The organism is Methylobacterium sp. CM6246, from assembly GCF_054818005.1.
This window is the reverse complement of record NZ_JBTXKY010000001.1, coordinates 820,886-846,052: the sequence shown is the minus strand read 5'-3', so window position 1 is coordinate 846,052 and position 25,167 is coordinate 820,886. Positions and strand designations below refer to the sequence as shown.

Annotated in this window: 31 protein-coding genes; 7 read left to right on the top strand and 24 right to left on the bottom strand. The window is 66.8% G+C overall.

Annotation, left to right across the window (positions count from 1 at the left end; all coding sequences use genetic code 11):
- Positions 1-143: 143 nt before the first annotated feature.
- The 4 genes from ACYQPG_RS04225 to ACYQPG_RS04210 form a co-directional block, all read right to left on the bottom strand.
- Positions 144-518: a DUF4440 domain-containing protein gene (locus tag ACYQPG_RS04225; protein WP_461230336.1), complete on the bottom strand. Its 375-nt coding sequence runs from the start codon at positions 516-518 to the stop codon at positions 144-146.
- Between the two features lie 161 nt (positions 519-679).
- Entirely contained in the window at positions 680-913 is a 234-nt protein-coding gene (locus tag ACYQPG_RS04220; RefSeq protein WP_461230334.1) for a hypothetical protein, read from the bottom strand.
- Between the two features lie 116 nt (positions 914-1,029).
- Positions 1,030-1,209 carry a hypothetical protein gene (locus ACYQPG_RS04215; protein ID WP_461230333.1) on the bottom strand — a complete coding sequence of 60 codons (180 nt, stop codon included), beginning with the start codon at positions 1,207-1,209 and terminating at the stop codon, positions 1,030-1,032.
- Positions 1,210-1,329: 120 nt separating this feature from the next.
- Positions 1,330-1,581 (bottom strand): hypothetical protein, encoded by a 252-nt coding sequence (locus tag ACYQPG_RS04210; protein WP_461230332.1) that lies wholly within the window; start codon positions 1,579-1,581, stop codon positions 1,330-1,332.
- 172 nt (positions 1,582-1,753) lie between these two features.
- Between ACYQPG_RS04210 and ACYQPG_RS04205 the strand changes: the two genes are divergently transcribed.
- Positions 1,754-1,969 (top strand): hypothetical protein, encoded by a 216-nt coding sequence (locus ACYQPG_RS04205; protein ID WP_461230331.1) that lies wholly within the window; start codon positions 1,754-1,756, stop codon positions 1,967-1,969.
- Positions 1,970-2,412: 443 nt separating this feature from the next.
- Here ACYQPG_RS04205 and ACYQPG_RS04200 read toward each other — a convergent pair whose 3' ends face one another.
- The 4 genes from ACYQPG_RS04200 to ACYQPG_RS04185 all read right to left on the bottom strand — a co-directional run bounded on the left by ACYQPG_RS04200 (position 2,413) and on the right by ACYQPG_RS04185 (position 3,931).
- Entirely contained in the window at positions 2,413-2,595 is a 183-nt protein-coding gene (locus ACYQPG_RS04200; RefSeq protein ID WP_461230330.1) for a hypothetical protein, read from the bottom strand.
- Between the two features lie 91 nt (positions 2,596-2,686).
- Positions 2,687-2,887 carry a hypothetical protein gene (locus ACYQPG_RS04195; protein WP_461230329.1) on the bottom strand — a complete coding sequence of 67 codons (201 nt, stop codon included), beginning with the start codon at positions 2,885-2,887 and terminating at the stop codon, positions 2,687-2,689.
- Between the two features lie 44 nt (positions 2,888-2,931).
- Positions 2,932-3,456, bottom strand: a complete 525-nt coding sequence (locus tag ACYQPG_RS04190) for a hypothetical protein (protein WP_461230328.1) — start codon at positions 3,454-3,456, stop codon at positions 2,932-2,934.
- 142 nt (positions 3,457-3,598) lie between these two features.
- On the bottom strand, positions 3,599-3,931 hold the full coding sequence (locus ACYQPG_RS04185) for a hypothetical protein (protein WP_461230327.1): 333 nt from the start codon (positions 3,929-3,931) through the stop codon (positions 3,599-3,601).
- 476 nt (positions 3,932-4,407) lie between these two features.
- Here ACYQPG_RS04185 and ACYQPG_RS04180 point away from each other — a divergent pair, with 476 nt between their 5' ends.
- The 4 genes from ACYQPG_RS04180 to ACYQPG_RS04165 all read left to right on the top strand — a co-directional run bounded on the left by ACYQPG_RS04180 (position 4,408) and on the right by ACYQPG_RS04165 (position 5,681).
- Positions 4,408-4,569: a hypothetical protein gene (locus ACYQPG_RS04180; RefSeq protein ID WP_461230326.1), complete on the top strand. Its 162-nt coding sequence runs from the start codon at positions 4,408-4,410 to the stop codon at positions 4,567-4,569.
- 9 nt (positions 4,570-4,578) lie between these two features.
- Complete coding sequence (locus ACYQPG_RS04175) at positions 4,579-5,082, top strand: hypothetical protein (protein WP_461230325.1); 504 nt, start codon at positions 4,579-4,581, stop codon at positions 5,080-5,082.
- A gap of 2 nt (positions 5,083-5,084) precedes the next feature.
- A complete protein-coding gene (locus tag ACYQPG_RS04170; protein WP_461230324.1) occupies positions 5,085-5,318 on the top strand; it encodes a hypothetical protein in 234 nt (77 codons plus the stop codon).
- 87 nt (positions 5,319-5,405) lie between these two features.
- Positions 5,406-5,681, top strand: a complete 276-nt coding sequence (locus ACYQPG_RS04165; RefSeq protein WP_461230323.1) for a GNAT family N-acetyltransferase — start codon at positions 5,406-5,408, stop codon at positions 5,679-5,681.
- Positions 5,682-5,788: 107 nt separating this feature from the next.
- Here ACYQPG_RS04165 and atzF read toward each other — a convergent pair whose 3' ends face one another.
- From atzF to ACYQPG_RS04140, 5 genes are read right to left on the bottom strand one after another with little or no spacing between them, the layout of a single operon-like run.
- Complete coding sequence (atzF, locus tag ACYQPG_RS04160) at positions 5,789-7,594, bottom strand: allophanate hydrolase (RefSeq protein WP_461230322.1); 1,806 nt, start codon at positions 7,592-7,594, stop codon at positions 5,789-5,791.
- Between the two features lie 34 nt (positions 7,595-7,628).
- Positions 7,629-8,543, bottom strand: a complete 915-nt coding sequence (locus ACYQPG_RS04155; protein WP_461230321.1) for a polysaccharide deacetylase family protein — start codon at positions 8,541-8,543, stop codon at positions 7,629-7,631.
- Positions 8,543-9,325, bottom strand: coding sequence for an ABC transporter ATP-binding protein (locus tag ACYQPG_RS04150; RefSeq protein WP_461230320.1), 783 nt, complete (start codon positions 9,323-9,325; stop codon positions 8,543-8,545). The genes ACYQPG_RS04155 and ACYQPG_RS04150 overlap by 1 nt, the downstream gene beginning before the upstream one ends.
- Entirely contained in the window at positions 9,318-10,181 is an 864-nt protein-coding gene (locus ACYQPG_RS04145) for an ABC transporter permease (RefSeq protein ID WP_447672514.1), read from the bottom strand. Before ACYQPG_RS04145 ends, ACYQPG_RS04150 begins: the two co-directional genes overlap by 8 nt.
- Complete coding sequence (locus tag ACYQPG_RS04140; protein ID WP_461230319.1) at positions 10,178-11,128, bottom strand: ABC transporter substrate-binding protein; 951 nt, start codon at positions 11,126-11,128, stop codon at positions 10,178-10,180. The genes ACYQPG_RS04145 and ACYQPG_RS04140 overlap by 4 nt, the downstream gene beginning before the upstream one ends.
- Before the next feature lie 117 nt (positions 11,129-11,245).
- On the opposite strand from ACYQPG_RS04140, the gene ACYQPG_RS04135 reads away from it, so the two are divergent.
- The gene (locus ACYQPG_RS04135) at positions 11,246-12,142 is read left to right on the top strand and encodes a LysR family transcriptional regulator (RefSeq protein WP_147907912.1); all 897 of its coding nucleotides are present in this window, start codon (positions 11,246-11,248) and stop codon (positions 12,140-12,142) included.
- A gap of 389 nt (positions 12,143-12,531) precedes the next feature.
- Here the strand turns inward: ACYQPG_RS04135 and ACYQPG_RS04130 are convergent, their stop codons facing one another.
- From ACYQPG_RS04130 to ACYQPG_RS04085, 10 genes are read right to left on the bottom strand one after another with little or no spacing between them, the layout of a single operon-like run.
- Entirely contained in the window at positions 12,532-12,876 is a 345-nt protein-coding gene (locus ACYQPG_RS04130) for a RidA family protein (protein ID WP_147907913.1), read from the bottom strand.
- 29 nt (positions 12,877-12,905) lie between these two features.
- Positions 12,906-14,066: an NAD(P)/FAD-dependent oxidoreductase gene (locus ACYQPG_RS04125; protein WP_461230318.1), complete on the bottom strand. Its 1,161-nt coding sequence runs from the start codon at positions 14,064-14,066 to the stop codon at positions 12,906-12,908.
- A complete protein-coding gene (locus ACYQPG_RS04120) occupies positions 14,063-14,689 on the bottom strand; it encodes a hypothetical protein (protein WP_461230317.1) in 627 nt (208 codons plus the stop codon). Before ACYQPG_RS04120 ends, ACYQPG_RS04125 begins: the two co-directional genes overlap by 4 nt.
- Complete coding sequence (locus ACYQPG_RS04115) at positions 14,686-16,059, bottom strand: FAD/NAD(P)-dependent oxidoreductase (RefSeq protein ID WP_461230316.1); 1,374 nt, start codon at positions 16,057-16,059, stop codon at positions 14,686-14,688. Before ACYQPG_RS04115 ends, ACYQPG_RS04120 begins: the two co-directional genes overlap by 4 nt.
- Entirely contained in the window at positions 16,056-16,388 is a 333-nt protein-coding gene (locus tag ACYQPG_RS04110; protein WP_147941441.1) for a (2Fe-2S)-binding protein, read from the bottom strand. The genes ACYQPG_RS04115 and ACYQPG_RS04110 overlap by 4 nt, the downstream gene beginning before the upstream one ends.
- Entirely contained in the window at positions 16,369-17,514 is a 1,146-nt protein-coding gene (locus tag ACYQPG_RS04105; RefSeq protein ID WP_461230315.1) for an NAD(P)/FAD-dependent oxidoreductase, read from the bottom strand. The genes ACYQPG_RS04110 and ACYQPG_RS04105 overlap by 20 nt, the downstream gene beginning before the upstream one ends.
- Entirely contained in the window at positions 17,511-18,311 is an 801-nt protein-coding gene (locus tag ACYQPG_RS04100; protein ID WP_147941439.1) for an ABC transporter permease, read from the bottom strand. Before ACYQPG_RS04100 ends, ACYQPG_RS04105 begins: the two co-directional genes overlap by 4 nt.
- On the bottom strand, positions 18,308-19,204 hold the full coding sequence (locus ACYQPG_RS04095; RefSeq protein WP_461230314.1) for an ABC transporter permease: 897 nt from the start codon (positions 19,202-19,204) through the stop codon (positions 18,308-18,310). Before ACYQPG_RS04095 ends, ACYQPG_RS04100 begins: the two co-directional genes overlap by 4 nt.
- Positions 19,201-20,250: an ABC transporter ATP-binding protein gene (locus tag ACYQPG_RS04090; RefSeq protein WP_461230313.1), complete on the bottom strand. Its 1,050-nt coding sequence runs from the start codon at positions 20,248-20,250 to the stop codon at positions 19,201-19,203. The genes ACYQPG_RS04095 and ACYQPG_RS04090 overlap by 4 nt, the downstream gene beginning before the upstream one ends.
- The gene (locus ACYQPG_RS04085; protein ID WP_461230312.1) at positions 20,250-21,239 is read right to left on the bottom strand and encodes an ABC transporter substrate-binding protein; all 990 of its coding nucleotides are present in this window, start codon (positions 21,237-21,239) and stop codon (positions 20,250-20,252) included. Before ACYQPG_RS04085 ends, ACYQPG_RS04090 begins: the two co-directional genes overlap by 1 nt.
- Positions 21,240-21,475: 236 nt before the next feature.
- Here ACYQPG_RS04085 and ACYQPG_RS04080 point away from each other — a divergent pair, with 236 nt between their 5' ends.
- Positions 21,476-22,360: a LysR family transcriptional regulator gene (locus tag ACYQPG_RS04080; protein WP_461230311.1), complete on the top strand. Its 885-nt coding sequence runs from the start codon at positions 21,476-21,478 to the stop codon at positions 22,358-22,360.
- Positions 22,361-22,744: 384 nt separating this feature from the next.
- Here ACYQPG_RS04080 and recD2 read toward each other — a convergent pair whose 3' ends face one another.
- Complete coding sequence (gene recD2, locus ACYQPG_RS04075) at positions 22,745-24,946, bottom strand: SF1B family DNA helicase RecD2 (RefSeq protein ID WP_461230310.1); 2,202 nt, start codon at positions 24,944-24,946, stop codon at positions 22,745-22,747.
- Positions 24,947-25,167 lie beyond the last annotated feature (221 nt).

Sequence of the window (25,167 nt, the reverse complement as noted above, 5' to 3'; positions counted from 1 at the left end):
ACAGTTGGATGATGTTGGCGCTTGGCCGCCGAGAACCAAGCATCGCACCCGCCGCAAGCCTGCGGCCCCCGGCCGTTCTGTTGGATGAAGATGACGCCGGCCGCTTCGTGGGCGACCCGTTAGAGCCGCCCCGTCCCTGCCGATCAGCCGCTGACCTTCGCCGCGGGTGTCACGAGCGGAGGCGTCTGCTGGTGCTGCACTACGCGCCAGACCTCGTACTCCAGCCGCCGGTAGGTTGATGTGCAGTGCGCCTCGTACGTCTCGCCGTCGCGGCTCGCCTTGGCACGGTAGGCGATCACGATGAGGCCTTCCTGCGGACGACTGATCCGCTCGTCCGAGATATCGATCTCAGTCCACCGCGGTGTGGACGCGACTGCCTCGATGGCCTGGGTCCCGCTGAGGACGAACGGCGGCTGTGGCAGGACCATGAGGCATTCCTCGTCGACGAGCTCACGGTAGTGCTCGGCGTCGCAGGTCCACAGGCTCTTCTCGAACGACCACACGCGATCATCGTCCACGGCGCTCTCCCAGGTTCTTCGGATTGACGAGGAAAGCGGATCGCCGGCGCGATCGTTCCACCCTGGATCCAGCGCCCGCGATGGAGATGATCCCGGTGGCTTCGAGCTTAGAGCGATGCCGTGCACGCGCGACTTCGCCGTCGCAGCGGGTGCAGCCCGGATCAGAGATCGGGCACAGTGGCGTCGAGCCATTCCGCAGCCCCTAACAGCGTCGGGAATGCGTGCTTTCCCCGCTCGAACGGTGGTGGGAAGGGCGGACTCTCGACGAGGGTCTCGGCCACCCAATCGCCCTCATGACCGTCGTCAGACACGTCCCTAACGAGGCTGCCGACGACCTTGCCGTCGAGGATAAGGTCGAAGCTGCCCGGGGCGAGGCGTTGAAGGGTGTAGGTCATCGACTCTCCAGATTGGACGCACCGTGCGACATTACCACCGCAACGCCGGGTGAGGATGCTAGTTCGCCCTCTTGGGATCCTCGCGGTGCCGCACGTGGTCCTGGCCGGTGGACCGATCAGGATCCGGCGTTGTCCCGCGCCAGCCGCATCGCCCGCAGCTTCGTTGTGCGCTCGTCGACAGCCTGCCTCTCCCTCTGGACCTCGGCCCAGACCTGATTGGCTCGGTCGTGCATCTCCGCGGCTCTGGCAGCCTTGGTCTCGCGATAGCCTTGAACGTGGCTTGGGTTCTCGGACATCGTCGCTCCTCTCAACCTGAGGGCGAGAGAACTAGGACGCCGTGCTGCCGCGTCATCGGTGAGGAGTTTCAGGCCTTCCGTCGCTGTTTGCCTACGCCATCTGCTTCGCCTGTAGCCGTCCTATTCTGCGGCCAAGCACGCATCAGCCTCTCGCGTGACGAACCCGCGGGCGGCAAGCAACAGGCTCCGCCGATTTTCAGGATCTCGGATCGCTTGCCAGAGACGGAATAGTTCGGCCGCTTCGGCGGCGTCGGACTTGTAGGGCGCTTCCCCGAGAAAGGCCTCAACCGGCTCGTCGAGCACCTGAGCTAACCGCTGCAGCAGTTGCCCGGTGCGCTCCGCATTGGCCGTTGGCCGAGGGTCGTTCGGCATTTGCCCGCTCTCCATCAGCCACACAACCGGTGAGGTCTATTGCACGCCTGGATTGCAGGCCATGCGACAGGGCGCAACCCGGCTATGCAATCTTCAACCGCATGGCACCCCCCTAAAACCACCGGTTGTACAATCATTGCGGGGCCGTAATAGACGCTCAATAGACGTACTGATGACGGAAGCGATGACCGAGGATCCAGGTCCTGAGGCGATGCTGGACGCCTGTATCACCGCCTATGAGGCGGTGAAAAAGCACGGCACGAGCGAGATGCAGTTGGCCGCTCGCGTCCTTCTCCAACTAGTCGGCGAGCAGATTGCTCGTGAGGTCACGCCGCTAGCCACCGATGCGTGCAACGAAAACATCGGCGAGCGCTTTCAGCGATCCTGATCGTTCTCGCCTACCTCAAGAAGGCGATCACGCCGCTGGCAAACAGGCCTGCTGCAAGAACCATGAACTGAGGATGCTCATAGCCAAAGCCGTTGAGGATGTTCACCGCTCCCGCCGAAAGGCCCACGACACCCAGGATTATCGCGGCCCGGGGTGACTTCACTTCAGATAGCCCTTCGCCTTCAGGTGCTCGGTTAGGCGCGTCAGCTCATGCTCTCAGGATCCGACACTCTCGCGCGCCAGTCTCATTGCTCTCAGACGCGCTGTCCGCTCCTCAACGACCTGACGCTTTTCCTCGATTTCAACCCAGACCTCGGCGGAGTTCGTCTCGCGGGTCTCAGCCTTCAGGTGCAGGCTTGTGTGGTCGTTGGAGCGTATAATCCGGAAGTGAGACACTAGCCCTCCGCGATGATTGGGAGTGGTTGAGATGCACGCACTGTGTGTCAGAGCTTCTTCAGCTCGCCCGCGGACCCATCCCGTTCCAACCGCGCAGCCTTCAGCCGAGCCGTGTTCTGATCCGCATCGCGGATACCCGGCGCGACGGAGGTTTTGTCGCCAGGATGATCTTGTATCTTGGCGAACGCAGCCTCGGCCTGCTTCCGCTCTTTGCTATGATTTTCAGGCAAACTGGATTCCTTAGTTTGCGCCCTCAGGATCCTCGCGGTGCCGCACGTAGCCCTGACCGGTGAGCCAGTCTGTGCGTGCGTAGCGGTCGGTCTACCACAGGCGCAGCAGGTACCCACCTGCCAGCACGACGACGATGAGGGTCACGGCTGAGATCCCGATTTTCTTTGCCGCCTCGGACCCCTGAAGAACGCCACGCCGGCGGTTCCGGGGCCGAAAGGCTACGATCTTCGGATCCGACAGGTGCTGGGTCAGGCTGTCGGGCAGCCTACGCTTCGATCGTCCCATACGCATATGCCTGTCCTCTCACGAGCGCTTCGCCGTCTTCGGCTGCCCCGCTATTCGGCGGCTTTGGCAAGCTCAACTTCGGTCGGATCGGGTTCTACGCCCTCGTCGTCTTCGGTCTCGGGATCATCGCTCTCAGGCGTCGCGGTTGGGGCGCCTGCACGATAGAAGTCGCCATGACGGACCAGCTCGCCGCTGGTCGTCATCACGCTGAGGTACGTGGCCAAGGTGTTGGCCGCCACGTCCGTCAGGCGCTCGGTGATTTGAGCGTGCGTCAGCCCCTCGGACCCGGCTTCCTCCAGGAGCGCTTTCAAGCGTCCCTTGGCAGAGTTGGCCCGGGGGCCACGGGGACCACGAGTGCCACGAGGTTGACCGTCTTCCGCGGGAGCGCGGCGGCGCTTCGGCTGATCATCGGCCGGCTCGTCCATCGCCGTGCCTTCAACGATCGATGCGAGCGACCGCTCGGCCATGCGGAGCTTCGTCAGCTCGCCGCTCACTCGCTCGTATTCAACCTCAAGGGTTTCGCGCTGATGCCTCACGCTGGCCAGGGCCTTCGCGAGAGTGTCGTCATTTGCCATCGGTGGATCGACTTCTTCGGTTTCGGGACGTGGATCTGCGGATGTGGTCGCTATGCGTATCAAGTAGCGCCCTCCAGATCCTCGCGGTGCTGCACATATCCCCGGCTGATGGGCCCGTCGGTGACGGCGAGCGATGCCGTGTTCATCTGCTGGCCCCGACGCGACGCTTAACGGCGCCGAGGAACTGCGACAGGTTCCCCACGACCTCGTCGCCGACAGACGCGGCTTGGGAAGCGTCGGGTGTCTCCTCGGCTTGCTCGGCGCGCTTAGCGACTTCCATCAGAACTTGCTCCACCGACGGCGGCCAGGGAGCCCGATTGTCCTGAAGCATCCGGGCGGCTCGGACCAGCATGATGAATTGCTCCGGCGGGATCGTCGTCCCGGCGGCATGCTGCTCAAGAATGCGGTCGGCGATCGCTGTCGCGAGCCTGGCGACCTCAACCAGCTTGTCGGGCTCAGTGTGAGAGCCCTTCATTTTCCGTAGCCCTTCGCCTTCAGGTGCTCCGAAACTGCCTCTCGAATGGCTTCGGGCCGACTGGGCTTGGGCTCTGGATGATCCGCGATCCATGCATCTAGACTGTCGAGCTGACCGGGTGGCACCCGCACGGTGATCGGGGTGGCATCGACACGAGGGCGGCCGCCTTTGTTTTTACCAGTTTCTGACATTGACAACCCCTCGTAGGTTGATAATGTCAGAAACTGCCGGACCGAACAAGAGGTGGTGCTCTTGCTCGGCCCTGACCCTGCAACGCCGTCCGGAAAGACCGTCACATGGCTGCCGATAATCCTACAGCACCGGCTCCCGCCGGTGAACGCCCGCGCTCGCCTTCTCGGCTTTTCGCCAACATCCCAGACTTCAGCCAGCCAGTCCCAATTCGCCGGCCGGACGTGATCGGCACAGTCCGCGAGCTTCCAAGCGAACGCCGTTCCCCAATCCTGCCGAACGAGCCGATGCCTGGCACCATTGAGCCGTGGGAGGCCGTGGCTCCTGTTCGCCCCGACACAGCGCACGTCCGGGCCTGGCGCTTCCTAGATCTCGCTGGCGAGGCGCTGGCCGCTACCTTCATCATCGCCGGGGGCGTGTTCGCCTACGGCTACCTCCCTCTCGCGTGAGGGGGGGGCATGAGCAAATCCTCCTCCAGGAAGGCACCGGCTGGCCCGCGCCCCTCTCTGCGCGAGCGGGCTGCCGACGTAGGTGCCTCGGCCGCCCGCGTTCTGAGACGGAAAGCCAAGGAGCCGGCGGCGTCTCAATCCATGCCGTTGGCTAAGATGCAGGCTGACGCGGTGGAACTGAGCGGCCTCAACATCTCTCAGCTCAGCAACCTCTTCGACGTGTTCGAGGCAATCCACCACCAGTGGCTCGCGGTAGGCTGTCAGCCGTTCGCAAAGAGCCATGACCCAATCGTCGGCGTGCGTCCGAATGCAGCTGGCGATCTTGCTGAGCAGGAAGCCTCGCGTGCGGCCCTGATCCGTGACCGCATCGCCGATGAGGCGCGTCTGCGAAGGCCGCAGGACGACTGGCAGCGCGACGAAGCCCTAAGCCTGCGCATCAAGGACGAGATCTTATGCGAGGGGGCGATCCGGGATCGCGATCTCCTCATGAAAGCCGTGAAGGCCTGGGGCTGATCATGAGCAATGTCGTTCCGTTTCCCACCGGCCGTCGGGTGATGGCCAGAGCCATTCCGCGAGAGGAGTTCGAGCAGCTCGCGGAGCTCGCGCTCGATGTCGTAGAGCGGATCGTCGCGCTGTTAGATGATCAAGATCGAGGGCCCGCCGCCCAAGCCGGCGACTGGGGTTTCCAGCCCGACAATCTCCACAGCATGCAAATCCAGGACGGTTATCTTGGCATTGAGATGGAGTGATAAGCCGGACACCGACGACCTTTAGATGTTTCAATCCGGCTGAAGGGGGCAAAACGCTCCCCGATTGATGTGAGGCAAGGGAAGAGCATGACGGACTCGGTGCGCAACAACGTCGACCAAAGCCGTTTCGAGCTGGGGGCCGGCGATGCAGTTGTGTTCGCAGATTATCGGCGCGAAGCAGGCTGCCTCATCATCAGCTACGTCTACGCACCACCTGTCTTGCGAGGCACCGGAGCTGCTGGACGGCTCATGGAAGGCGTGGTGGCACAGGCCCGGGCAAGCGGTGAGCGGATTGTACCCTTGTGCGGCTACGCCAGGACTTGGCTGCATAGGCACCGCGCGCACCGCGATCTGATCGCGTGAGGTAGCCAAGACAGGCTATTCAGATCAATTGGGATCGTCGGCCTTGGCATAGCAAGGTGCGTGGCCGATCCTTTGAGTCCAGAGGCTTCTTAGAAGCCGCAGGTCTATTAGGCCGCGGCACCACCGGCCACGTAGCTGCGCCAGCCGCCGAACTGCGTGATGTCGTCCGCATCTGCGACGCCAGCCACCTCGACGAGAAAGCCCTTCGGCGCCGTCCCGTCGGCCAGCTGCAGGGTGCCGATACCGAGGGGCGTCGGGATGGCTGCCACGAACTCGCCGAAGGCGGCGGGCGGCAACGCCCAGACCTCCGTCTCGATGCGACCGCCTTCGCCATTAGCCACCCGGAGCAGGCCCGGGCGCTGCGGCGGCCCGCCCGGCAGGGCGTAGAGGCGGTAATCCGGCCCAGTCGTCACCGCGCGCAAGTAGCGGGCGCCGCGCTCAATCAGCTCGCGGTTCAGGGGCAGGCCGGAGAGATGCGCGCCGACAACCGCCAGCTCGATCTCGCCCGGGCCGGCCCGGACCGGGCCCGGCTCCACCGCCGGCACCGGCATCGTGCCGGCGCCGATCCGCCCGGCGGAGGCCGCGTGCAGGCGCGCCCCGAGCGCTGCGAGGAGCCCGTCCGACCCGCGCGGCGCCAGCAGGGTGATCCCAGCGGGAAAGCCGTCGGCCCGGGACCGGCCTGGGATCGCGAGGGCGCACCAGTCGAGCAGGTTGACGAAGTTGGTGTAGGTTCCGAGCTCGCTGTTCGGGCCGATCGGGTCGGCCGCCACGGCCGCGCAGGTCTGCGGACGCGGATAGGTCGGCACCGCTAGCACGTCGACGCGCTCCCAGACCACGTCAGCATTCCGGCGCAGCTCCGCCAAGCGGTAGAGGCCCGCGAAGGCGTCCGCAGCGCTGTAGCGTTCAGCGGCGCTGATCACCGCCCGTGTGGTCGGGTGCAGGATCCCAGGGCGCGTTTCCATCACCGGGCGGATCGCCGCGTAACGCTCGGCGACCCACGGTCCGTCGTAGAGCAGCGCCGCCACGGCGAACATCGGGCTCAGGTCGACCCGCGCCGCTGCGCCGGCAAGCGCTTCAAGCTCGGCCACGGAAGCGGCGAAGGCCGCCTCTGAAAGGCTGTCGCCGCCGAAGCGCAGACTTGCCCCGTCCGGGAGCCCGAGGCGCAGGCCCGGCGGGAGACCCGCTGGGGCGGGAGCCACGGGCAGCGCCCGCGACCAGGGATCCAGCCCGTCGGAACCCAACATGGCGCGGAAGGCTGCATCGGCGTCGGCGACAGTACCGGCGAAGACCGAGAGCGTATCGAGGGTGCGGCAAGCTGGGAGCATCCCGCGGCTCGAGATCGCGCCAAGGGACGGCTTCAGCCCTACAACGTTGTTGAGCGCCGCCGGCACCCGACCCGAACCCGCCGTGTCGGTCCCGAGGGCGAACGTCACGATCCCGTGGGCGACCGCCACCGCCGAGCCACTGCTGGAGCCTCCGGGCACATAGGCCGGGTCGATGGCATTGCGCGGGGCAGGATGGGGCGTGCGCAGGCCGACGAGCCCGGTGGCGAACTGGTCGAGGTTAGTCTTGCCGATCAGGATCGCCCCGGCAGCGCGGAGCCGTACAACAGCGTGCGCGGTCTCGGTGGGGGTGTAGGCGAAATCCGGGCAGGCCGCGGTGGTCGGCAGGCCGGCCACGTCGATGTTGTCCTTCACGGCGAAGGGCACGCCCCAGAGCGGCATTGCCGCGGGGTCGAAGGGTGGGAGCGCGGCCGCTTCGGCTTGAGCCTCCGCCTCCGGCACCAGCGCGAGGAAGATACCGGGATCATCGACTGTCACGAGTCGCCGGTAGCACTCGGCCACGACTTCGCGCGGGTCCAGGCCCGCCGCATAAGCTGCGTGCAGGAGCGGGATCGTCGGGAAGGGGGGCACTGCGGCTCTCCTCGTCTCTGGCCGGCTCGGGGGTTCAGGATTCGTCGCCAGATCCGAGATACCAGTCGAGGATCTCGGTCCCCTGCATGAAGACCGCGTCGCTGCGCGCGACCAGGGCGTCCAGCAGCCGTTCCAGCAGGCCGATGCGGTGTGGAACGCCGGTGATGTAGGGATGGATCGCGAAGCTCATCACCTTGGCGCCGCCGAGCGGACCGGGACCTGCGGCCTCGGTTGCGAGGCGGTCGAGGTTGGCCAGCGCCCGATCTACGAACTCGTCGGCCCGGTGGTGCTGGATGGCTAGCAGCGGAATGTCGTTCAACTCGACGGAGTAGGGCAGCGCTACGAGGGACCCGGTGCGCGTCGCCACGCGACAGGGGCGATCGTCGACCACGAAATCGCCGACGTATTCGATGCCGGCCGCGTGCAGATGATCGGGCGTATCGAGGGTCTCGGTGAGGCCCGGGCCGAGCCAGCCGCGCGGCGGACGCCCGGTGACCTCCGCGATCGCCGCGACCGTGCGCGCAATCATCTCGGGCTGGTCCTCGACCCGGTGGGTCGGGACCTGATGGAAGCCGTGGGCCATGAACTCCCAGCCCGCCGCATGGGCGGCTTCGGCGATGCGGGGATAGGCTCTGCAGACCGAACCGTTGATCGACAGGGTCGGGCGGATGCCACGGCTGGAAAAAGCCTCGAGGAAGCGCCAGAAGCCGACCCGCATCCCGTACTCGTGCCACGCCCAGTTCGGCAGGTCGGGCAGCAGGCTCGCGGCGGTCGGCGGCACCAGGATCTGGCGCGGCATCGGATGGTCGATCAGCCAGTGCTCGACATTGACCACCGGCCACACGGCGACGTGCTTGCCTTCGGGCAAGGTGAGCCGAGGGCGGTCGACGGCGGCGCGGTAGGCCAGACGGTTCTCGGGCCTGCGAGGGTCGTCGAACGTGATGTCCATCAGGCAGCCGCCCGCGGCGCGTGGTGACTATGAAGCTGCGCGGCCAGCATTCGGCGCAGGTCGTTGAAGGCCGGGCTCGACACATCGCGCCGCCGCTTCAGGTCGATCGCGTGCACCGCCTCGATCCGGCCGGGACCGGGCGACATCATCACGATGCGGTCGGCCAGGAAGATCGCCTCCTCGATGGCATGGGTGACGAACAGGATCGTCAGCCCGGTGCGCGACCAGAGGTCGAGCAGCTCGTCCTGCAACCGCTCGCGGGTCATGGCGTCCAGCGCCCCGAAGGGCTCGTCCATCAGCACCACCTCCGCCTCGTTGGCGAGCACCCGGGCGATGGCGACCCGCTGCTTCATCCCACCCGAGAGCTGGTGCGGATAGGCGTCGGCGAAGGCCTGGAGACCAACGAGCGAGATGTACCGCTCAGCGACGTCGCGCACTTCGGCTGCGGGCCGCCCGCGCGCCTTCGGGCCGAAGCCGATGTTGTCGCGCACGGTGAGCCACGGAAACAGGCCATAATCCTGGAAGACTATGCCGCGGCTCGGCCCCGGCCCCGCGATCGGCTTGCCCCACATTAGGGCCTGCCCGGAACTCGGCGCCTCGAAGCCGGCGGCGACCCGCAGCAGCGTCGACTTCCCACAGCCCGAAGCGCCGAGCAGGCAGACGAACTCGCCCCGAGCGACGGTGAGGTTCGCCTCGCGCAGGGCCTCGGTCCGGCGACCGCCCGCCGTGTAAGTCTTCGATACCGCGCGCAGGTCGAGGATCGGGATCGAGGGATCAGCCATGGTTGGGGCTCCATGCGAGCAGCCGACGGCCGAGCTGCATGACCAGCCAATCGGAGACGAAGCCCGCGACTCCGATCACCGCCATGCCGCAGATTACGATCTCGGTGCGCGACAGCTGGCGCGCCTCCATGATGATCGCGCCGAGGCCGGTCTGAACGCCGGTCATCTCGCCAACCACGATCACCACCCAGGCGAAGCCCAGGCCCAGCCGGAGACCGGTGAAGATCGACGGCAGGGCGGCCGGCAGAACCACCCGGGCGAACTGCGCCGGCCCGGTGCAGCCCAGCATTGCGGCCGCCTCGAACAGGCGCGGCTCCACCGAGCGCACCCCGAACACGGTGTTGACCAGGATCGGATAGAACGCTCCGAGGAAGACGAGAAAGAAGGCCGAGCGCGGACCAAGGCCAAACAGGATCATCGCCAGCGGCAGCCACGCGGTGACCGGGACGGGCCGCAGGACTTGCAGGACTGGATCGAGGAGCGCCCGGACAAGCGGGACGCGCCCGATCAGCAGGCCGAGCGGTAGGGCTGCGGCGGCGGCCAGCGCGAAGCCGCCGTAGACGCGGCCGAGCGACGCCGCGAGGTGCGTCCACAGTGTGCCGCTGAAGGCGTCGTCGTTGACGCCGCCGATCGCGAGATCCTGCATCTCCGCCCAGACATCGGCGGGCGGCGGGATCAGGCTATAGGGCCGGCCTGCGGTGGCCACCTGCCAGACGGCGACGAGCAAAGCCGGCACCACGCTGGCCAGTCCCAACCGGCGCAGGCGTGCGAGCCCGGCCCCGGTCCTGGCCGCGGGCCTGGATGTCGATCCGACCGGCGACGCCGGCAGGGCGCCGGCCTCGATCCCGGTGCTCACGCTCGCCCCATCGCGTCAACGAAGCGGGTGTCGATGAAGCCGGGCCCCGGCAGGCGCTTGATCTGCTTGAGCGCCAGCATGTGCTGGGCGTAGGCCCCGGCCTGTCGGACTTCGTCCGGACCGAGGCGCCAGGTCAGCTCCACGTTCGGGGCTGAGAGCTCCAGCGCCTCGCGCTTCTGCCCGAGCTTGGCCACGGCCATGGCGATCATCGCGTTGCGGTCGCCGGCGGCGAAATCCGTGGCCTTGCGGTGGATCTCCAGCATGGTCCGGACGAGGTCCGGGCGCTCGGCCAATGTGTCGCGGTGGGCGCCGAACACCATGTTCAGCGCCCCCATCTCGGTGCCGTAAGGATACTCGACGAGCTGGCCGATGCCCGAGGCGAGGCTGACGCCGGGACCTGGCTCGGCGCCAACATAGGCGTCGATGTCGCCGCGGGCCAACGCGATGTGCATCTCCGAGAACGAGATCCGCACGGGGGTGATGTCCTTCACGGACAGTCCCTCCATGCGCATCCGTTCGAGGACGAAGACCTCCTGGGTGCTGCCGGGCCAGATCGCGACCCGCTTGCCCCGCAGGTCCTTGATGGCGCGGATGTCCGAATCCTTCTTAGCGATCACCGCCATCCCGCGGTTGCAGGTGGAGGCGATCACCACGAGCGGCTCGCCCGCGGCGGCTCCCAGCGTCGCGGCGGCGATGCCGAAGGTGCCGAAATCCACCGACTTGGTGACGACGGCGTTCTTGCATTCCGTCGGGCTCTCGAAGGGCACCACCTCCACCGTCACGCCCGCGGGAGTGAAGCGCTCGTAGAAACTCGGCGCGATCGAGTGGATCAGCTTGAGCGATCCCATCCGGATCGTGACGGGCGTGCCCTGGGCGCGCGCGCCAGCCAGGGGGCCAAGAGCGAGGCCGGCCCCGAGACCGGCCATAAGGGTGCGGCGGCAGATCATCGAACGGCTCCTTCAGAGTCCCGATGCCGCGAACGCTATGAGTCTCCCCTGTTGCAAGGAAGTGCTATTTGATGATCGTGCCGTTGCTTCGCAGGCAACGGCAAGCATGATGGAGGCATGAAATACCTGCGCACGGTAACTTATGTCGCCGAAGTCGCCCGGGCCGGCTCGATTCGACGCGCGGCGGAACGTCTGAATCTCACGCCCTCGGCCCTGACGCGGCAGATACAGGACCTTGAATACGAGCTCGGCACGCCGATCTTCGAGCGCCTGCCACAGGGAATGCGGCTCAACGCGGCCGGCGAGCTCTTCGTCCGCCACATCCGCGACCAGGCCGCGGATCTTGAGCGGGTGCGCTCGCAGATCGCCGACCTGTCAGGGGTGCGGCGAGGGCACGTGGCCCTAGCCTGCAGCCAGGCCTTCGTCACGCAGGTGGTGCCGGAAGAGGTGGAGGCCTATCGTGCTCGCTTCCCGCAGGTCGGCTTCACGGTGCAGGTCCGCGACCACGCGCAGGGAGTGAGCGCCCTGGCGGCCTTTGAGGCGGATCTCGCCCTGATCCTGCAGCCGCCGCCTTCGGCGGAGCTACATCCGCTCTATTCCGGCCAGCAGACGCTCTGCGCATTGATGCGCAAGGGCCACGCGCTGGCGGCGGAGACCGGGCCGGTGCGGCTGCGTGATTGCCTGGCTCACGCTCTGGCACTGCCCGACCATTCGTTGGCCATCCGCCACCACATAGAGCACGCGCTGGCTCGGCGCGGCGTCGAACTGCGGCCGGCGGTCGAGTCAGGATCGCTGGAATTCTTGCGCAATCTGACGCTACGCGAGGACGTGATCAGCCTTCAGATCCCCAGTGGCATCCCCCAGGATCCGCGTCTGCGCAGTCGTCCTATCGACACGCGCGATCTGACGCCGATGACGCTGGTTCTCGCGCAGCTGCGCGGGCGATCCCTATCGGTAGCCGCAGCGAAATTTGCCGATCAGCTTGTTCTTCGGCTCAATCGGGAAGCAGTCTGACCAATCGTTCGGTTGGGTATTACTAGCAGCGCTGGCTAACGTACCTTTTATTTTATAATAATATTTCCAAATTCGTCAGACGATCGCAGGCATTAAAACGGATATTGATTTATTGCATTTTATGTTACAGACATAAATTGCTAATCAATTATCTCAGAATGCTACCAGTTATGAATTAAAATTGCCAAATCAGATGTCTGCGTCCTGATCTAGTTTATAAGTTACGAATTAGTACGTATTCAAAGAGACAATTGACTGATTTTAAGTCTTTCGACATCGGTGGGCAGAACATGCCGTCTGCTCCACCGTCCGTCACTCCTGCCTTAGACAAGAACCTAGATTTCAGATCGGTAGGGAATGCATATGAAAGACACCATTCGATTCACGCGCTACTTCGCAGCTGTGATCACGGCCTCGATCAACACTTTAGGACCGAGCTCAGCAACGCCGATGGTCGATCGGCTTGGCAGAATTTCTGGAGCCAACCATGCGGTCCAGGCCTCGTTCATCTCGTCCTTCAGATTCATGTCGGTGATGTAGAGCGTGGCTGTCAGGATCTTGCTCTTGTCGCTCCCCGTCTCGCTGAGCAACGCATCGACGCGAGCCAGAACCTGCTCTGTCTGCCCCTTCATCGAGGCCGAACGGTCTTCAGCGACGATTCCGCCCAAATATAGCACCCCACTATGCTCGACGACGCGATGCATGATGGGCGTGCGGATATGACGTTGGATCACAGGTGAGGTCCTCTCTGCGGATGGTGAACTCAGCCTGCCGGCTGCGGCAGGGCGGGCCGGAGGCTTGAGCTGAGGGGGACGCGGCCGAAGCGGTCAGCCGCGAAGGGCTCGATGGGGAAGCGGGTTCGTCCATCGAGGAGGAGGTCGGCGACGATGTCGCCGATCACCGGTGCCAGGGCAAAGCCGTGGCCGGAGAAGCCGAAGGCGTGCACGAGCCCGTCCGCGACCGCCGAGCGGCCGATCACCGGCAATTCGTCCGGCGTGACGCCCTCGATGCCGGCCCAGGCGTGCACGATGCGCGCGTCGCGAAGGATCGGGAACAGGTCGAGAGCCGTGCGGGCTGAATAGGCGAGACGCGGGACGTCGAGGCGCACCTGACCGGTGTCGAGATCCGCCAGGCCCTTGTGGCCGCCGCCGATCATAACGTGCCCGCTCTCGGATTGCTTGAAGGAGAGCGGCCGCCCGGTTGCGCCGACCACGGGTGTTAGGAACGGCGGCAGACTGTCGGTGAGGAGCATCTGGAACGCGTTGAAGCCAAGCGGGATCGCTTCGCCCACCGCCCTGGCAAGGCGCCCGCCCCAGGCACCGGCCGCATTGACGAGATACGGGGCCGCATAGGTGTCCGCGTCCCGGCTCTTCAGGATCCAGCGTCCGTCCCGCCGCTCGGCGTCGGAGACGCGCACGCCCTCCAGGATCTCCGCGCCGGCGGCTGTCGCTGCGCGGCCGAAGGCCTGCGTGGTCCGGAGCGGGACCGCGTAGCCATCGCGCCGCGCGATCAGGCCGCCGACCACGTGGCCGGCGACGGCCGGCAGCAGGCCGCGCAGGGTGTCGGCATCCACGACCTCTTCGTGGCGGAAGCCCAGCGCGCGCATCTGCGCCGCGCGTTCCGCGAGGCGGGCAAGTTCGGCCCCGGTCTCGGCCACCCGCACCTGCCCGACGCTGCGGAAGCCGCAGGTCTCGCCCACCAGGGTGGCGATGCGATGCCATCGGTCGAGGGCTTCCAGCGCGAGCGGCACCTCGGCGACGTGGCGGCCCAAGGTGCGCACGCCGCCGGCCGAGTAGCCCGACGCGTGCGCGCCGACCTGTTGCGCCTCCAGTACGCGGACCCGGATGCCGCGCCGGGCGAGATGCAGGGCTGCGGATAGGCCGTGAAGCCCACCGCCGACCACGAGGACGTCGGACTCCCTCATGCGAGCTCTCCACCGTCCAGCTGCGGCGGATGCGGCTCCGGCGCCTCCGCGACGAAATTCGCAAGCGCCGCGAGGCTGACGGGCCGGGCCGGGCGGACCGGACCCGCGAAGATGCTATGCGCGCGTAACTGCGCATCGCGGGCCGGATCGGCGGGACGCTCCAGAAGCGCCGCGAGGTCGAACGGATCCAGCCACGCCGTCCCGATAGACCCCGGAAGCGACGCCGGGACCGGGGCTGCGGCAGGCCCCGCCATCAGCGCCTCGGCGGCGGCAGCCCCCTGCCTAACCGCGGCGTCCACCGAGTCCGCGCCGGCCACCCGGCCAGCGGCCGATATGCCCGGAACGGTGGTGCGTCCCGCCTCGTCGATAACGAGGTGGCCTTCCGTGAAAGCGCAGCCGAGGCTTGCCAGCAGCAGGGGCTCGTTGGCGCAGACCAGCAGGCGGTCGAAGGGCTCCGGCCGGACGTGGCCCGCGCTCTCGATCCAGAGGATCCCGGGCTCGGCATGCCAGCCAGTCGCCTGCGGGCGCGCGATAAGCACGGCCCCAGGCAGCCGGGCCAGGGCTGACTTCCCAGCCGGACCGCCGCCTAGCACGCAGATCCGGAGCGCCACGGGCGCGCTCACGCGGCCGCGTCCTGCGGTTCCCGCGCCAGCTCGCCGACGGTCATCGGCTTGAACGGCGCCCGCGGCCGGAGCGCGCCGACCTCCTCCATCGAGGCCCCGCGGGTTTCAGCGATCAGGCCGGCGACCACGGTCCCACACATGCGGCCCTGGCAGGGGCCCATGCCGGCGCGCAGGAACGCCTTGACCTGGTTCGGCCCGGTGGCGCCGAGCCGCGCGGCCTCTCTGATCTGGCCGCCGGTGATCTCTTCGCAGCGACACACGATGGTGTCGTCTGCAGGCGCCAGCACAGTCGGTGCGGGGGCGTAAAGCCGGTCGAGGAAGGGTCGCAGCGACAGCGCGGAACGCAGGGAGATGCGTGGGGCCGCCGCGCGCGCATCACGGGCCGCGGCATCGAGCTTCCCCAGGCGGTGGGCCGCATCGATAGCCGCCAGCCGGCCGCTGGCAACCGCCGCCTCCCAGCCACCGATGCCACCGCCATCGCCCGCGACTGCCACGTTCGGGTGGCTAGTGGCGCCCCAGGGGTCGAGGCGGGGCCGCCAGCACAGCTGCTGCGCGTCCCAATCGTGGTCGAGGCCGAGGGCCCGGGTGATGTGCGTCGACGGGATCACGCCCTCGTGCAGGAGCAGTGTGTCGCAAGGCAACGAACCTCCATGCCAGTGCACCGCCTGGACATGCGCGTCGCCCTCCGCCCTCAAGTCGCGTACGCCCCGCACGACCTGCAGGCCGCGTCGCTTAGCCTCCCGGACGAGCGCAACGCCCTTTCCGAGGAGCCGGCGGCCGGTCCAAAGGCCGCCGGCGCGGAACGCATCCCAAAGTGCGCCGCCGGCACCGGTCTCAAGCAACGTCAGCGGCCCGACCCCGGCACGCAGAAGCTGGACCGCCAGCAGCCAGCACAAAGGTCCCTGGCCGGCGATCACCACGGCGCCCTGCGGGACGGCGCCGGCGGTTTTCAGCAGGATCTGGGCGGCGCCGGCGCTCATCACGCCGGGGAGGGTCCAGCCAGGGATCGGCACCGGTCGTTCCTGAGCGCCGGTGGCCAGCAGCACGCGCCGGGCCGCGAGTTCCGACGACGCCCCACCGGCTTTCACCGAGAGCGCTCCCGTGTCGGGCGCGAGATGCCACAGCGTCGAGGAAGGCCGATAGGCGATCGTCGTGACGCTCCGGAACGACGCGGTGAGCGCACCGCCGGCGTCCAGGTACTCGCCCGCGAGGGCCGGGTCGCCGGAGGCAGATTCCACCGCGCGGAACACCTGCCCGCCCGGGGCAGCCTGCTCGTCGAGCACGGTGACCGAGAGCCCCAGCGCGGTGGCCTCAATGGCGGCGGCCATGCCGGCCGGGCCGGCGCCCACGATGGCGAGATCGTAGCTCATGCGGCCTCCGGGGCATTATGGTGGGGCCGGGCCGCGCGCGGTCCCTGCTGCGGCTCGATGCGCATGCCCGGCGCCACCGGGACCAGGCAGGCCTGGCGGTTGGCGACGCCGTCGATCTCAGCGAGGCAATCGAAGCAGATGCCGATCATGCAATAGGGCAGGCGCGGAGCTCCGCTTACCGGCGTTGTGCGGATCGCCGGGGCGCCGGAGAGCAGCACCGCGGCGGCGGCGGAAGCACCCTCGGGGACGCGGACCACCGCGCCGGCTACGTACACGTCCACCAGCCGGTCCCCCGGGGCGGGGCGGGCTTCAGGCCGCCTTCTGAACATCGAACCGTCTCGCGCTGAAGGGGGACATCTCCGGCGCCAGCGCGCCGGCCGCGATCATCGGGGCGAGCAGGTGCGCATGCGCCCCCGCCAGGGTCACGCCCGAATGGCAATTGGCCAGGAACGCCCCGGGGCAGCGCTCGGACTCGTCGTAGATCGGCTTCCCATCGGGCGACATAACCCGCAGGGCCGCCCAGGCCCGGACGATGTTCAGTTCAGCGATCCACGGGAAGGTCTGCACCGCCCGTTGGGCGATGGCCCGCATGATCGTGGGGGTCTGGCTCAGGGTGTCGAAGCCCATGTCCTCCTTGCTGTCTCCGAGGAGGAGCGAGCCCTCGTCGGTCTGGCGGACGACGTGGGTCGGCAGAGCGAGCACCTCGCGGGTGCGTTCCGTGACGAGGATCTGGCCGCGCTCGGGGCGCAGCGGAGCGGCGAGGCCGACGAGCGGTGCAAGGTCGGCGTTGCCCAACCCTGAGGCCAGCACGAGCCGGGGCGCCCGCACGATCGCCGTGCCGAGGCTGACGGAAAAATCGTGGGGCGCCGCCGTGACGGCCTCGACCCGTGCATTCGGCCGGTAATGGCCGCCCGCCCGCTGGAACCCCGCATGGAGCGCGCGCAGGAGATGCAGCGGGCTCGCATGCCCATCGTAGGGGGTCCAGGAGGCGCCCACGACCTTGGGCCCGAGGCCCGGGACCATGTCGCGCAGGTCCGCGACACTCAGCATGCGGTATTCGTAGCCGGCATTGCCGGCCTCTCTGCGGAGCTGACCCATCAGCGCGTCGCGCTGCGCCATCTCCGCGTCCGAGAAGCAGAAATGCAGGCCGCCCGGCTGGTGCAGTCCGACGCCGATGCCGGTGGCCTCGGACAGATCCTCGGCGAGCCCCGGCCAGGCCTGCGCTGAGCCATGGGTCCAGTGCTGGTAATGGGGTGCGCCTAGGCCTTTCGACTGGACCCAGATCAACCCGAAATTGCCCCTGCTGGCCCGGTGTGCGATGTCGCCCTCGTCAAGCATCAGCGTGGACAGGCCTTGCCGCTGCAGCCCGTACGCGATCGCTGCGCCCACGAGTCCGCCACCAACCACGATGGCGTCGCGCGTCTCACCCTGCAGCGTCTGTGTTGCCGAGATCATGCGCGGCGCTCCCCGGTGAGGAGGCGGTCGATCGGGTAAAAGCGATCGAGCACCAGGAGGACCAGGGCGGTGCCAAGGATCAGGGCCGCCGAAACGGACGCGACCAGCGGGTCGGTCATCTGGTCGATGTAGTTGAACAGCTGCACGGGCAGCGGGTTGGCGGACGGGGAAGCCAGGAACAGGCTAACCGTCAGCTCGTCGAAGCTCGTGACGAAGGCCAGGATCCACCCTCCGGCGACGCCCGGGGCGATCAGCGGCAGGGTCACCCGACGAAATACGGTCAAGCGCGAGGCTCCGAGGCTCTCCGCAGCGCGCTCGATGCGCGGATCGAGACCCGACAGGCCGGCTCCGACGAGGCGCAGCATGTAGGGGGTAATCACGATGACATGCGCGGTGACCAAGCCCTCGAAGCTACCCGAGAGGCCAAAGCCGGAGAAGAATCGCAGCAGCGCAACGCCCAGCACCACGTGCGGGATCATCAGCGGCGAGGCTAGGATCGCCACCAGAGCCCCGCGGCCGGGGAAGCGCCACCGGGCGATCGCCAGAGCTGCCGGCACCGCGATCAGCGCGGATAGCGTGGCGGCCGTCACGCCAAGTCGCAAGCTGAACCAGAAGCTCTCCAGGAAGCGCGGATTGTCGCCGATCGCGCGCCACCAGCGCAGGGAGAGCCCGTTGAGCGGCAGGGCGAGGTAACCCTCCCCGGTGAAAGATACGCCGATCACCACGAGCAGCGGTGCCAGGATGAAGGTGAGGAACAGCGCGTGGAAGGCCAGCGCCAGGGGACCGTTGCGGCTCATGCCCGGCTTCCTCCCTTGCCACCTACCGCCACTTCGCCCAGGCGGCGCATGGCCCGCGTCTCGACGAAGCGTGTCCAGATCAGCGTGGCGGTGAGGATCGCCACCATCAGCAGCGTCGCGAGCGCAGCGCCGAGCGGCCAGTTCAGCGTGTTCAGGAACTCGTTGTAAGTCATGCTCGACACGACCTTGAGGCGCTTTCCCCCGAGCATGGCCGGGGTCGCGAAAGCCGAGGCCGACAGGCAGAACACCATCAAGGCACCGGCCATGATGCCCGGCATGACGTTCGGGAGGACGACGCGGCGGAACACCGTCAGACGGCTCGCCCCAAGGCTGAAGGCCGCGCGCTCCAGCACCGGATCGAGCCGACCGAGACTCGCCCACACGGACAGAACCACCAAGGGCACCATCACGTGCACCAGGCCGATCACCACGGCGAGTTCGGTGAACATCAGGCGGAAGGGCGCGCCTGGCACGCCGAGGATCGTCAGTACCTGGTTCACGAGCCCGGTCGTGCCGAGCAGTACCATCCAGCCGAAATTGCGCACGACCACCGACACGAGCAACGGCCCGACCACGATCAGCAGCATCGCACCGCGCCAGTGCGGAGCCATGCGGTAGATGATCCAGGCTTCGGGCACGCCAACCAGCAGGCAGATCGCCGTGGTCCAGAGTGCGATACGCAGAGTCCGCAGCAGCGATTCCGCGAACAGGCTATCGGTCAGCAGGTCTCGGTAATTCTCCAGGCCCCAGCCGGGCAGGATGCCCTTCTCGAAGTCGAACCCATGCAGGCTGAGGAGCAGCACGCCACCGAGCGGCAGCAGCAGCGCGCCGGCATAGACGACGAGGGAGGGCGCTGCGAGAAGCGCAGGCGTCAGATTACTCCGGCCGTTCATGCGCGTTCGAGCCGGCGCAGGCTGTGGGCATCCCAGTCCAGCGTCACCGGGGCACCCTCGTCGTGCGGCACGGTGCCGGTGTTCTGCAGCATCACGGCGAAGCTCCCAAGGGCCGTCTCGACGGCGTAGAGCCAGAAGCCCCCGAGGAAGAGGCGCGACTGCACCCGCCCGCCGAGCCCTGCGGCCCCATCATTGCCGATGCGCAGGCGCTCCGGCCGGATGGTGAGCAGGATGTCGCCCTGGCGATCGGCCAGGTCCGGCGGCAGGGCGAAGCGATGCCCCCCAGCTTCCGCCTGGCCGCCCCCCGCGCAGGCAGGCAGGCGGTTGCTGCGTCCCAGAAAATCGGCGACGAAATCATCCGCCGGGGCGTCGTAGGCCCGCCACGGTGCGTCGATCTGAACGATGCGGCCGCCCTGCATGATCGCAACGCGGTCGCACAGGGCCATCGCCTCCGACTGGTCGTGCGTGACCAAGATCGTGGTGACGCCGATCCTGCGCTGGAGTTCGCGCAGCTCGACCTGCATCTCCTCGCGCAGCTTCGCGTCGAGGTTCGAGAGCGGCTCGTCGAGGAGAAGCAGGCGTGGCTCGATCACTAGGGCGCGCGCTAGTGCGACCCGCTGCTGCTGGCCGCCCGACATCTGCCGCGGGAAGCGGTCGGCGAGATGGGCGAGGTGGACCAAATCAAGCGCCTCAGCGACGCGCTTTATGCGCTCAGCCTTCGACACCCGACGCATCTCCAGGCCGAACGCCACATTCTCGGCCGCGGTCAGGTGCGGGAACAGGGCGTAAGATTGGAATACCAGCCCGATGCCGCGCTTGGCCGCCGGCACCGTGGTCAGATCGCGCCCATCCATCGTGATGCGGCCGCGGCTCGGGGCCTCGAAACCGGCTATCATCTGCAGCGTGGTGGTCTTGCCGCAGCCGGAAGGGCCGAGCAGGCCAAGGAACTCCCCCGGGGCTACCGAGAAGCTGACCTCACGGATTGCCGTGAAAGCCCCGTAATCCTTGCCGATTTGGTCGAGGGTGAGGAAATGCGGGGCGGCCATCAGCGCTCGACCTCGCGCTGCCAGCGGCGGGTCCAGTCAGCGCGGTTGCGGTTCACCACATCCCAATCGAGGCCGATGAGGCTCTTCACCTGATCCTCCCCATAGATCACCCGGTTAGCAACCTCGGGGGGCAGCTTGGTCGCCGGGTTGGTCGGTCCGGCGCCGTACTGGGTGGCAAAGGCCAGCTGCACGGTCGGCGAGATCATATAGGCCAGGAACTTGTCGGCCAGGGCGGGCTCCGGGCTGCCGGTGACGGCGCATCCCGCCGTCATCAAGACCACGGATCCCTCCTTTGGCCGCACGATTGCCAGGGGGAAACCCGCCTGCTGCATCGCTGCGACCCGCGAGGAGCCCCAGACTGCGAGCCAGATCTCGCCGGACTGGAACATCTCGCTCATTTTGCCCGGGCTGCTCTCGTAGGCGAGGACGTTCGGGTTGATCTGCTGGCGCAGCACCTTGAGGCCCGGCGCAATGTCGGAATCGCTGCCGCCGTTGATGCGCGAGACCATCGCCAGGGTGTGGACGCCGTACGTATTGTCGATGCCCGGGATGGCGATGTGCTGCCGGTATTCAGGCCGGGCGAGGTCCATCCAAGACGTTGGGACCGGCAGGTTCTTCTGCGCGAAGACATCCTTGTTGTAGGCGATGCCGGTGAAGCCGAAGCCGGTGCCGACGGCCTGATCGCTCGCAAGGCGGGCGATCGGGTACACGGCGTCCCGGGTGGTCTCCGGCAGCGGGCGGCAGAGGCCGAGCCCGGCCGCCTGGACCATCGGACCGTCGTCCAGCACGGCGACGCCGATGGTCTGATTGCCGCGCTGCGCCTGCATGCGGGCGAGATTGTCGGACGAGTTGCCGGTCAGGTAGTCGATCCGGACATTGTTCTCACGTTCGAAAGTCGGGATCACGCTGGAGCGCATGACCTGCTCATAGCTGCCACCGTAGCCGGCAACGGTCAGGCGCTGTTCGGCCACGGCCGAGGAGGCCGCCATGCTGAGCACGGTGGCCGTCGCAGTAAAGAGACCTAGTGTCGACCGCAACATTGCTTGCCTCCGTGAGCAATCGGAAAGCTATTCATGGGCATAAAACGAGCACGTCGCTTCCGGCCTGAGCATCTCCGCGAATTTCCAGCCCCGAATGCTTCACAGCGTGCGATCTCTTGACGAGGGACGCAAATTCATAATTTTTGTCGTTTCATTCCTTTCAGTAGCGAGTTGCAGGATTTTGGATGACCCCGAGCCGGCTTCGCCAGCTAGAAGCATTCCGCGCAGTCATGCAGAGCGGCTCGGTCAGCCGCGCGGCGCAGCGGATGTTCCTCTCACAGCCGGCCGTCACGAAGCTGCTGCGCGGCCTGGAGGACGAGACCGGATTGCCGCTCTTCGATCGCTCGCGCCGCCATCTTCAGCCGACGCCGGAAGCCGTGAAGCTGGAAAGCGACGTCGCGACCTTGTTTGCGGCCGCCGACCACCTGGATCGCACCATCGACGATATGCGGGGGGTCGGAAGCGGAGAGTTGCGCGTCGCCGCCATGCCACTGATGGGTCTGTCGCTTATTCCGCGGCTGCTAGCTAAGTTCGCCCGGGAGGTGCAGCCGGTGCGGATATCGCTCGTGGTGGCGAGTTCGCGTGAGGTCCATGATCTGGTGCAGGCCGGCAATGCCGACCTCGGGTTTGCCCTGCCGGTCGGCCGAAGCGCCCTCGTCGCAGCACCACCGATCGACCTGCCCGGACTTGTTGTCCTGCCACCCGGGCATCGCCTCACGCGGAACAAGGCGATTCCGCTTTCTGAGCTGCATGACGAACCCTACATCTCACTCGGTCGGCAGTACCGCCTTCGCGATCAGGTTGACGAACTCTTCACTGTCAACGGTGTCGTGCCTCGCCTTGTCGCGGAGACGCAGAACGCGACAGCCGCCTGTGCCATGGTCGCCGCTGGCCTCGGCTTCGCTGTAGCGGAGGCTGTCACTGTGAGGGCCCTAAAGGGACAGGTTGTCGTGCGAAGATTGCAGCCGACTGTGACGTTCTCGGTCACTGTACTGGGAAGCCCTGGGCGCCCGCTATCAGCCGCCGCCCTGTCCTTCCTTAAACTGGTTCGCAGCGACTTAGACAACTGATCTTTTACTCAATGCGCTGCTCCCCCTTGTTATTCAAGCGATTAAAACAGCAAATTTAATCATTTTATCATATAAATATCAGCCGTTCCGTTTCATATCTTAATAAATCGGATTAGTTCTATAGCATAAAATTGGACAAATTGGGCATTTATGTTACGCTTCATATATACTGACGGACACCACACTAAGGGGCTGTCTTGTCGCCTTAGATACCGGCACCTCAATGGCGGCTTACTTAAAAAAGTACGCGGTCTACCCTCGAAGTTCCGTAGTTTGCTATTCCACGTCCGCATTGCTTCGGCGGGGACTCTGTCCGCTTCAATGGCCCCCCTTGCTTCGGAACGATTGTCCCGTCTCAATCTCTTGTCTCTATCTCCATAAAGATCAAGTTCCCCGCGCCAGCCACTCGCGCAGTTTAGTCCAGCGGGGCTTAGTATTACCGCCGCGGACCGTGATGCCCAGTGCTTTGCGCTGCCCGAGCAGTACAACCAACCGCTTTCCGCGAGTGACCCCCGTGTACAGGAGGTTCCTCGCCAACATCGTCCAGTGCTGCATGGCCAATGGGATCACCACCGCCGGGTACTCCGAGCCCTGCGACTTGTGGATGGTCGTGGCGTAGGCCGGCACCAGCGTGTCGAGCTCGCCGTACGGGTAGACTACCTCGCGGCCGTCGAAATCGACGATCACCGCGCCCTCGTCCTCGTCGATGCGCACCACCGTGCCGAGATCGCCGTTGAACACCTCCCGGTCGTAGTCGTTCTGGCTCTCCATCACTCGGTCGCCGGGTGAGAAGCGCCAGCCGAACCGCTCCACCGAGATGGCGGGGTTCGGGTTCAGCACCGCCTGGAGCTCGTGGTTGAGGTTGCGCGCGCCAAGCACGCCGCGCTGCATCGGGGTGAGCACCTGCACGTCCCGGACGGGATCGAGGCCGAAGCGCGCCGGGATGCGTCTGGTCACCACCTCGATCGATGTCGCCATCGCCGGCTCGGGCTCGTCGATCTCGATCAGATGGAAGTCGCTGTCCGCGCCCCGAGCAGCTGGCTCGGGCATCTTGCCGGCGTTGATCCGGTGCGCATTCACGACGATCCGGCTCTCGGCCGCCTGCCGGAACACTTCGGTCAGCCGCGCCACCGGAATAGCCCCCGAAGCGATGATGTCGGCCAACACCTGACCGGGCCCGACCGAGGGCAGTTGGTCAACATCGCCGACGAGGAGCAGTGCGGCGTGCTCCGGCACCGCCTTGGTCAGGGCATTCATCAGCGGCACGTCGACCATCGAGGTCTCGTCGATCACCAGCAGGTCGCAGGCGAGCGGATTGTCCTCGTTGCGCGAGAAGCCGCCGTGCTTCGGGTCGATCTCCAGCAGGCGGTGGATCGTCTTGGCCTCGAGCCCGGTCTGCTCGGTCATGCGCTTGGCCGCCCGGCCGGTCGGGGCGGCAAGCAGCACCTGCACGCCCTTCGCCCGCAGGATCCGCAGGATCGTGTCGAGGGTCGAGGTCTTGCCCACGCCCGGACCGCCGGTGATCACCGCGAGCTTGGCGCCGAGCACCCGCCGCACGGCTTCCCCTTGCGAGGGCGAGAGCGTCTTGCCGGTTTTGTCCTGGACCCAGGGCAGAGCCCGGGCGAGGTCGATCTCGGGCCAGGGCGGTGTGCCCTTCGTTCGGCGGAGCAGCCGCTCGGCGATCATTCGCTCGGCGGCGTGCAGCCCGGCCAGGAAGATGCACGCCTTGTCGCCGAGGATGTCCTGCACGACCTCGCCGGTCTCCAGCACGTCGAGCAACGCCGAGCGGATCAGCGCCGCGTCGACGCCGAGGAGGTCGCTCGCGAGCTTGATCAGTTCCACCACAGGGAGCGCGCAGTGTCCGCCGTCGGTCGCCGTCTGCAGGGCAAACGAGATGCCCGCGCGCAGCCGCTGCGGTGCCTCCGGGGTCAGCCCGAGCTTCATCGCGATGGCGTCGGCGGTCTTGAAGCCGATGCCGCGGATGTCCTTGGCCAGCCGGTACGGGTCCTCGGTCATGACCGCGATGGCGTCGTGCCCATAGGTCTTGAAGATCCGCACCGCCCGCGCTGTGCCGACGCCGTGGGCGTGCAGGAACAGCATGATCTCGCGCACCGCCTTCTGCTCGGCCCAGCCGGCGATGATGCGGGCGGCGCGCTTCGGGCCGATGCCGGCGACCTCGGGCAGCCGCTGCGGCTCGGCTTCAATGATCTCAAACGTGCCCTCGCCGAATGCCGCGACGATGCGCTTAGCCATGGCCGGGCCGATGCCGCGCATGTGGCCGGAGGCGAGGTATTTCTCGATGCCCTCGACCCCGGTGGGTGGCGTGACCTTGAGGGTGTCGGCCTTGAACTGCACGCCGTGCTGGCGATCCGTGTGCCAGATGCCGGTGGCGGTGATCCACTCGCCGGCCGCGATGGCGGGGGCATGCCCGATCACCGGGACGAGATCGCGCTTGCCCCGAGCCTGGACCTTGAGCACGCAGAAGCCGGTCTCGGGGCTGTGGAAGGTGACGCGCTCGATGGTGCCTGCCAGCGCCTCGACGGGCTGACCGCGTTCAAACTGCCGCGGTCGCCCTCTCTCAGTCATGGGATACGTCCAGGCACCGTTCGCTGACGCTTCAAACCGATACTGGCTCGAAATCTCGGAGCAGACAGGCAGCGACTACGAGAAGATCGGCCAAGCCTGATGAAGGCACAATGGCGACGCGTCGCCCCGCTCGCGAGTCCACCAGGTTATCCGCTACACCTGACGACCCACGGTCTCTCTGCCGCAGGAACACGACAATCCTACTCTGGTTCGCTGATCGA

What these genes read in the sequence shown, in the direction of transcription:
- ACYQPG_RS04080 (WP_461230311.1), top strand. Translation starts at nt 21,476, where the DNA reads ATGACCCCGAGCCGGCTTCGCCAGCTAGAAGCATTCCGCGCAGTCATG.
- ACYQPG_RS04165 (WP_461230323.1), top strand. Translation starts at nt 5,406, where the DNA reads ATGACGGACTCGGTGCGCAACAACGTCGACCAAAGCCGTTTCGAGCTG.
- ACYQPG_RS04110 (WP_147941441.1), bottom strand. Translation starts at nt 16,388, where the DNA reads ATGTTCAGAAGGCGGCCTGAAGCCCGCCCCGCCCCGGGGGACCGGCTG.
- ACYQPG_RS04220 (WP_461230334.1), bottom strand. Translation starts at nt 913, where the DNA reads ATGACCTACACCCTTCAACGCCTCGCCCCGGGCAGCTTCGACCTTATC.
- ACYQPG_RS04195 (WP_461230329.1), bottom strand. Translation starts at nt 2,887, where the DNA reads ATGCGTATGGGACGATCGAAGCGTAGGCTGCCCGACAGCCTGACCCAG.
- ACYQPG_RS04095 (WP_461230314.1), bottom strand. Translation starts at nt 19,204, where the DNA reads ATGAACGGCCGGAGTAATCTGACGCCTGCGCTTCTCGCAGCGCCCTCC.
- ACYQPG_RS04150 (WP_461230320.1), bottom strand. Translation starts at nt 9,325, where the DNA reads ATGGCTGATCCCTCGATCCCGATCCTCGACCTGCGCGCGGTATCGAAG.
- ACYQPG_RS04205 (WP_461230331.1), top strand. Translation starts at nt 1,754, where the DNA reads ATGACGGAAGCGATGACCGAGGATCCAGGTCCTGAGGCGATGCTGGAC.
- ACYQPG_RS04105 (WP_461230315.1), bottom strand. Translation starts at nt 17,514, where the DNA reads ATGATCTCGGCAACACAGACGCTGCAGGGTGAGACGCGCGACGCCATC.
- ACYQPG_RS04185 (WP_461230327.1), bottom strand. Translation starts at nt 3,931, where the DNA reads ATGAAGGGCTCTCACACTGAGCCCGACAAGCTGGTTGAGGTCGCCAGG.
- ACYQPG_RS04085 (WP_461230312.1), bottom strand. Translation starts at nt 21,239, where the DNA reads ATGGCGGCCTCCTCGGCCGTGGCCGAACAGCGCCTGACCGTTGCCGGC.
- ACYQPG_RS04175 (WP_461230325.1), top strand. Translation starts at nt 4,579, where the DNA reads ATGAGCAAATCCTCCTCCAGGAAGGCACCGGCTGGCCCGCGCCCCTCT.
- ACYQPG_RS04170 (WP_461230324.1), top strand. Translation starts at nt 5,085, where the DNA reads ATGAGCAATGTCGTTCCGTTTCCCACCGGCCGTCGGGTGATGGCCAGA.
- ACYQPG_RS04100 (WP_147941439.1), bottom strand. Translation starts at nt 18,311, where the DNA reads ATGAGCCGCAACGGTCCCCTGGCGCTGGCCTTCCACGCGCTGTTCCTC.
- ACYQPG_RS04125 (WP_461230318.1), bottom strand. Translation starts at nt 14,066, where the DNA reads ATGAGGGAGTCCGACGTCCTCGTGGTCGGCGGTGGGCTTCACGGCCTA.
- ACYQPG_RS04090 (WP_461230313.1), bottom strand. Translation starts at nt 20,250, where the DNA reads ATGGCCGCCCCGCATTTCCTCACCCTCGACCAAATCGGCAAGGATTAC.
- ACYQPG_RS04210 (WP_461230332.1), bottom strand. Translation starts at nt 1,581, where the DNA reads ATGCCGAACGACCCTCGGCCAACGGCCAATGCGGAGCGCACCGGGCAA.
- ACYQPG_RS04215 (WP_461230333.1), bottom strand. Translation starts at nt 1,209, where the DNA reads ATGTCCGAGAACCCAAGCCACGTTCAAGGCTATCGCGAGACCAAGGCT.
- ACYQPG_RS04155 (WP_461230321.1), bottom strand. Translation starts at nt 8,543, where the DNA reads ATGGACATCACGTTCGACGACCCTCGCAGGCCCGAGAACCGTCTGGCC.
- ACYQPG_RS04135 (WP_147907912.1), top strand. Translation starts at nt 11,246, where the DNA reads ATGAAATACCTGCGCACGGTAACTTATGTCGCCGAAGTCGCCCGGGCC.
- ACYQPG_RS04140 (WP_461230319.1), bottom strand. Translation starts at nt 11,128, where the DNA reads ATGATCTGCCGCCGCACCCTTATGGCCGGTCTCGGGGCCGGCCTCGCT.
- ACYQPG_RS04190 (WP_461230328.1), bottom strand. Translation starts at nt 3,456, where the DNA reads ATGGCAAATGACGACACTCTCGCGAAGGCCCTGGCCAGCGTGAGGCAT.
- recD2 (WP_461230310.1), bottom strand. Translation starts at nt 24,946, where the DNA reads ATGACTGAGAGAGGGCGACCGCGGCAGTTTGAACGCGGTCAGCCCGTC.
- ACYQPG_RS04180 (WP_461230326.1), top strand. Translation starts at nt 4,408, where the DNA reads ATGCCTGGCACCATTGAGCCGTGGGAGGCCGTGGCTCCTGTTCGCCCC.
- ACYQPG_RS04115 (WP_461230316.1), bottom strand. Translation starts at nt 16,059, where the DNA reads ATGAGCTACGATCTCGCCATCGTGGGCGCCGGCCCGGCCGGCATGGCC.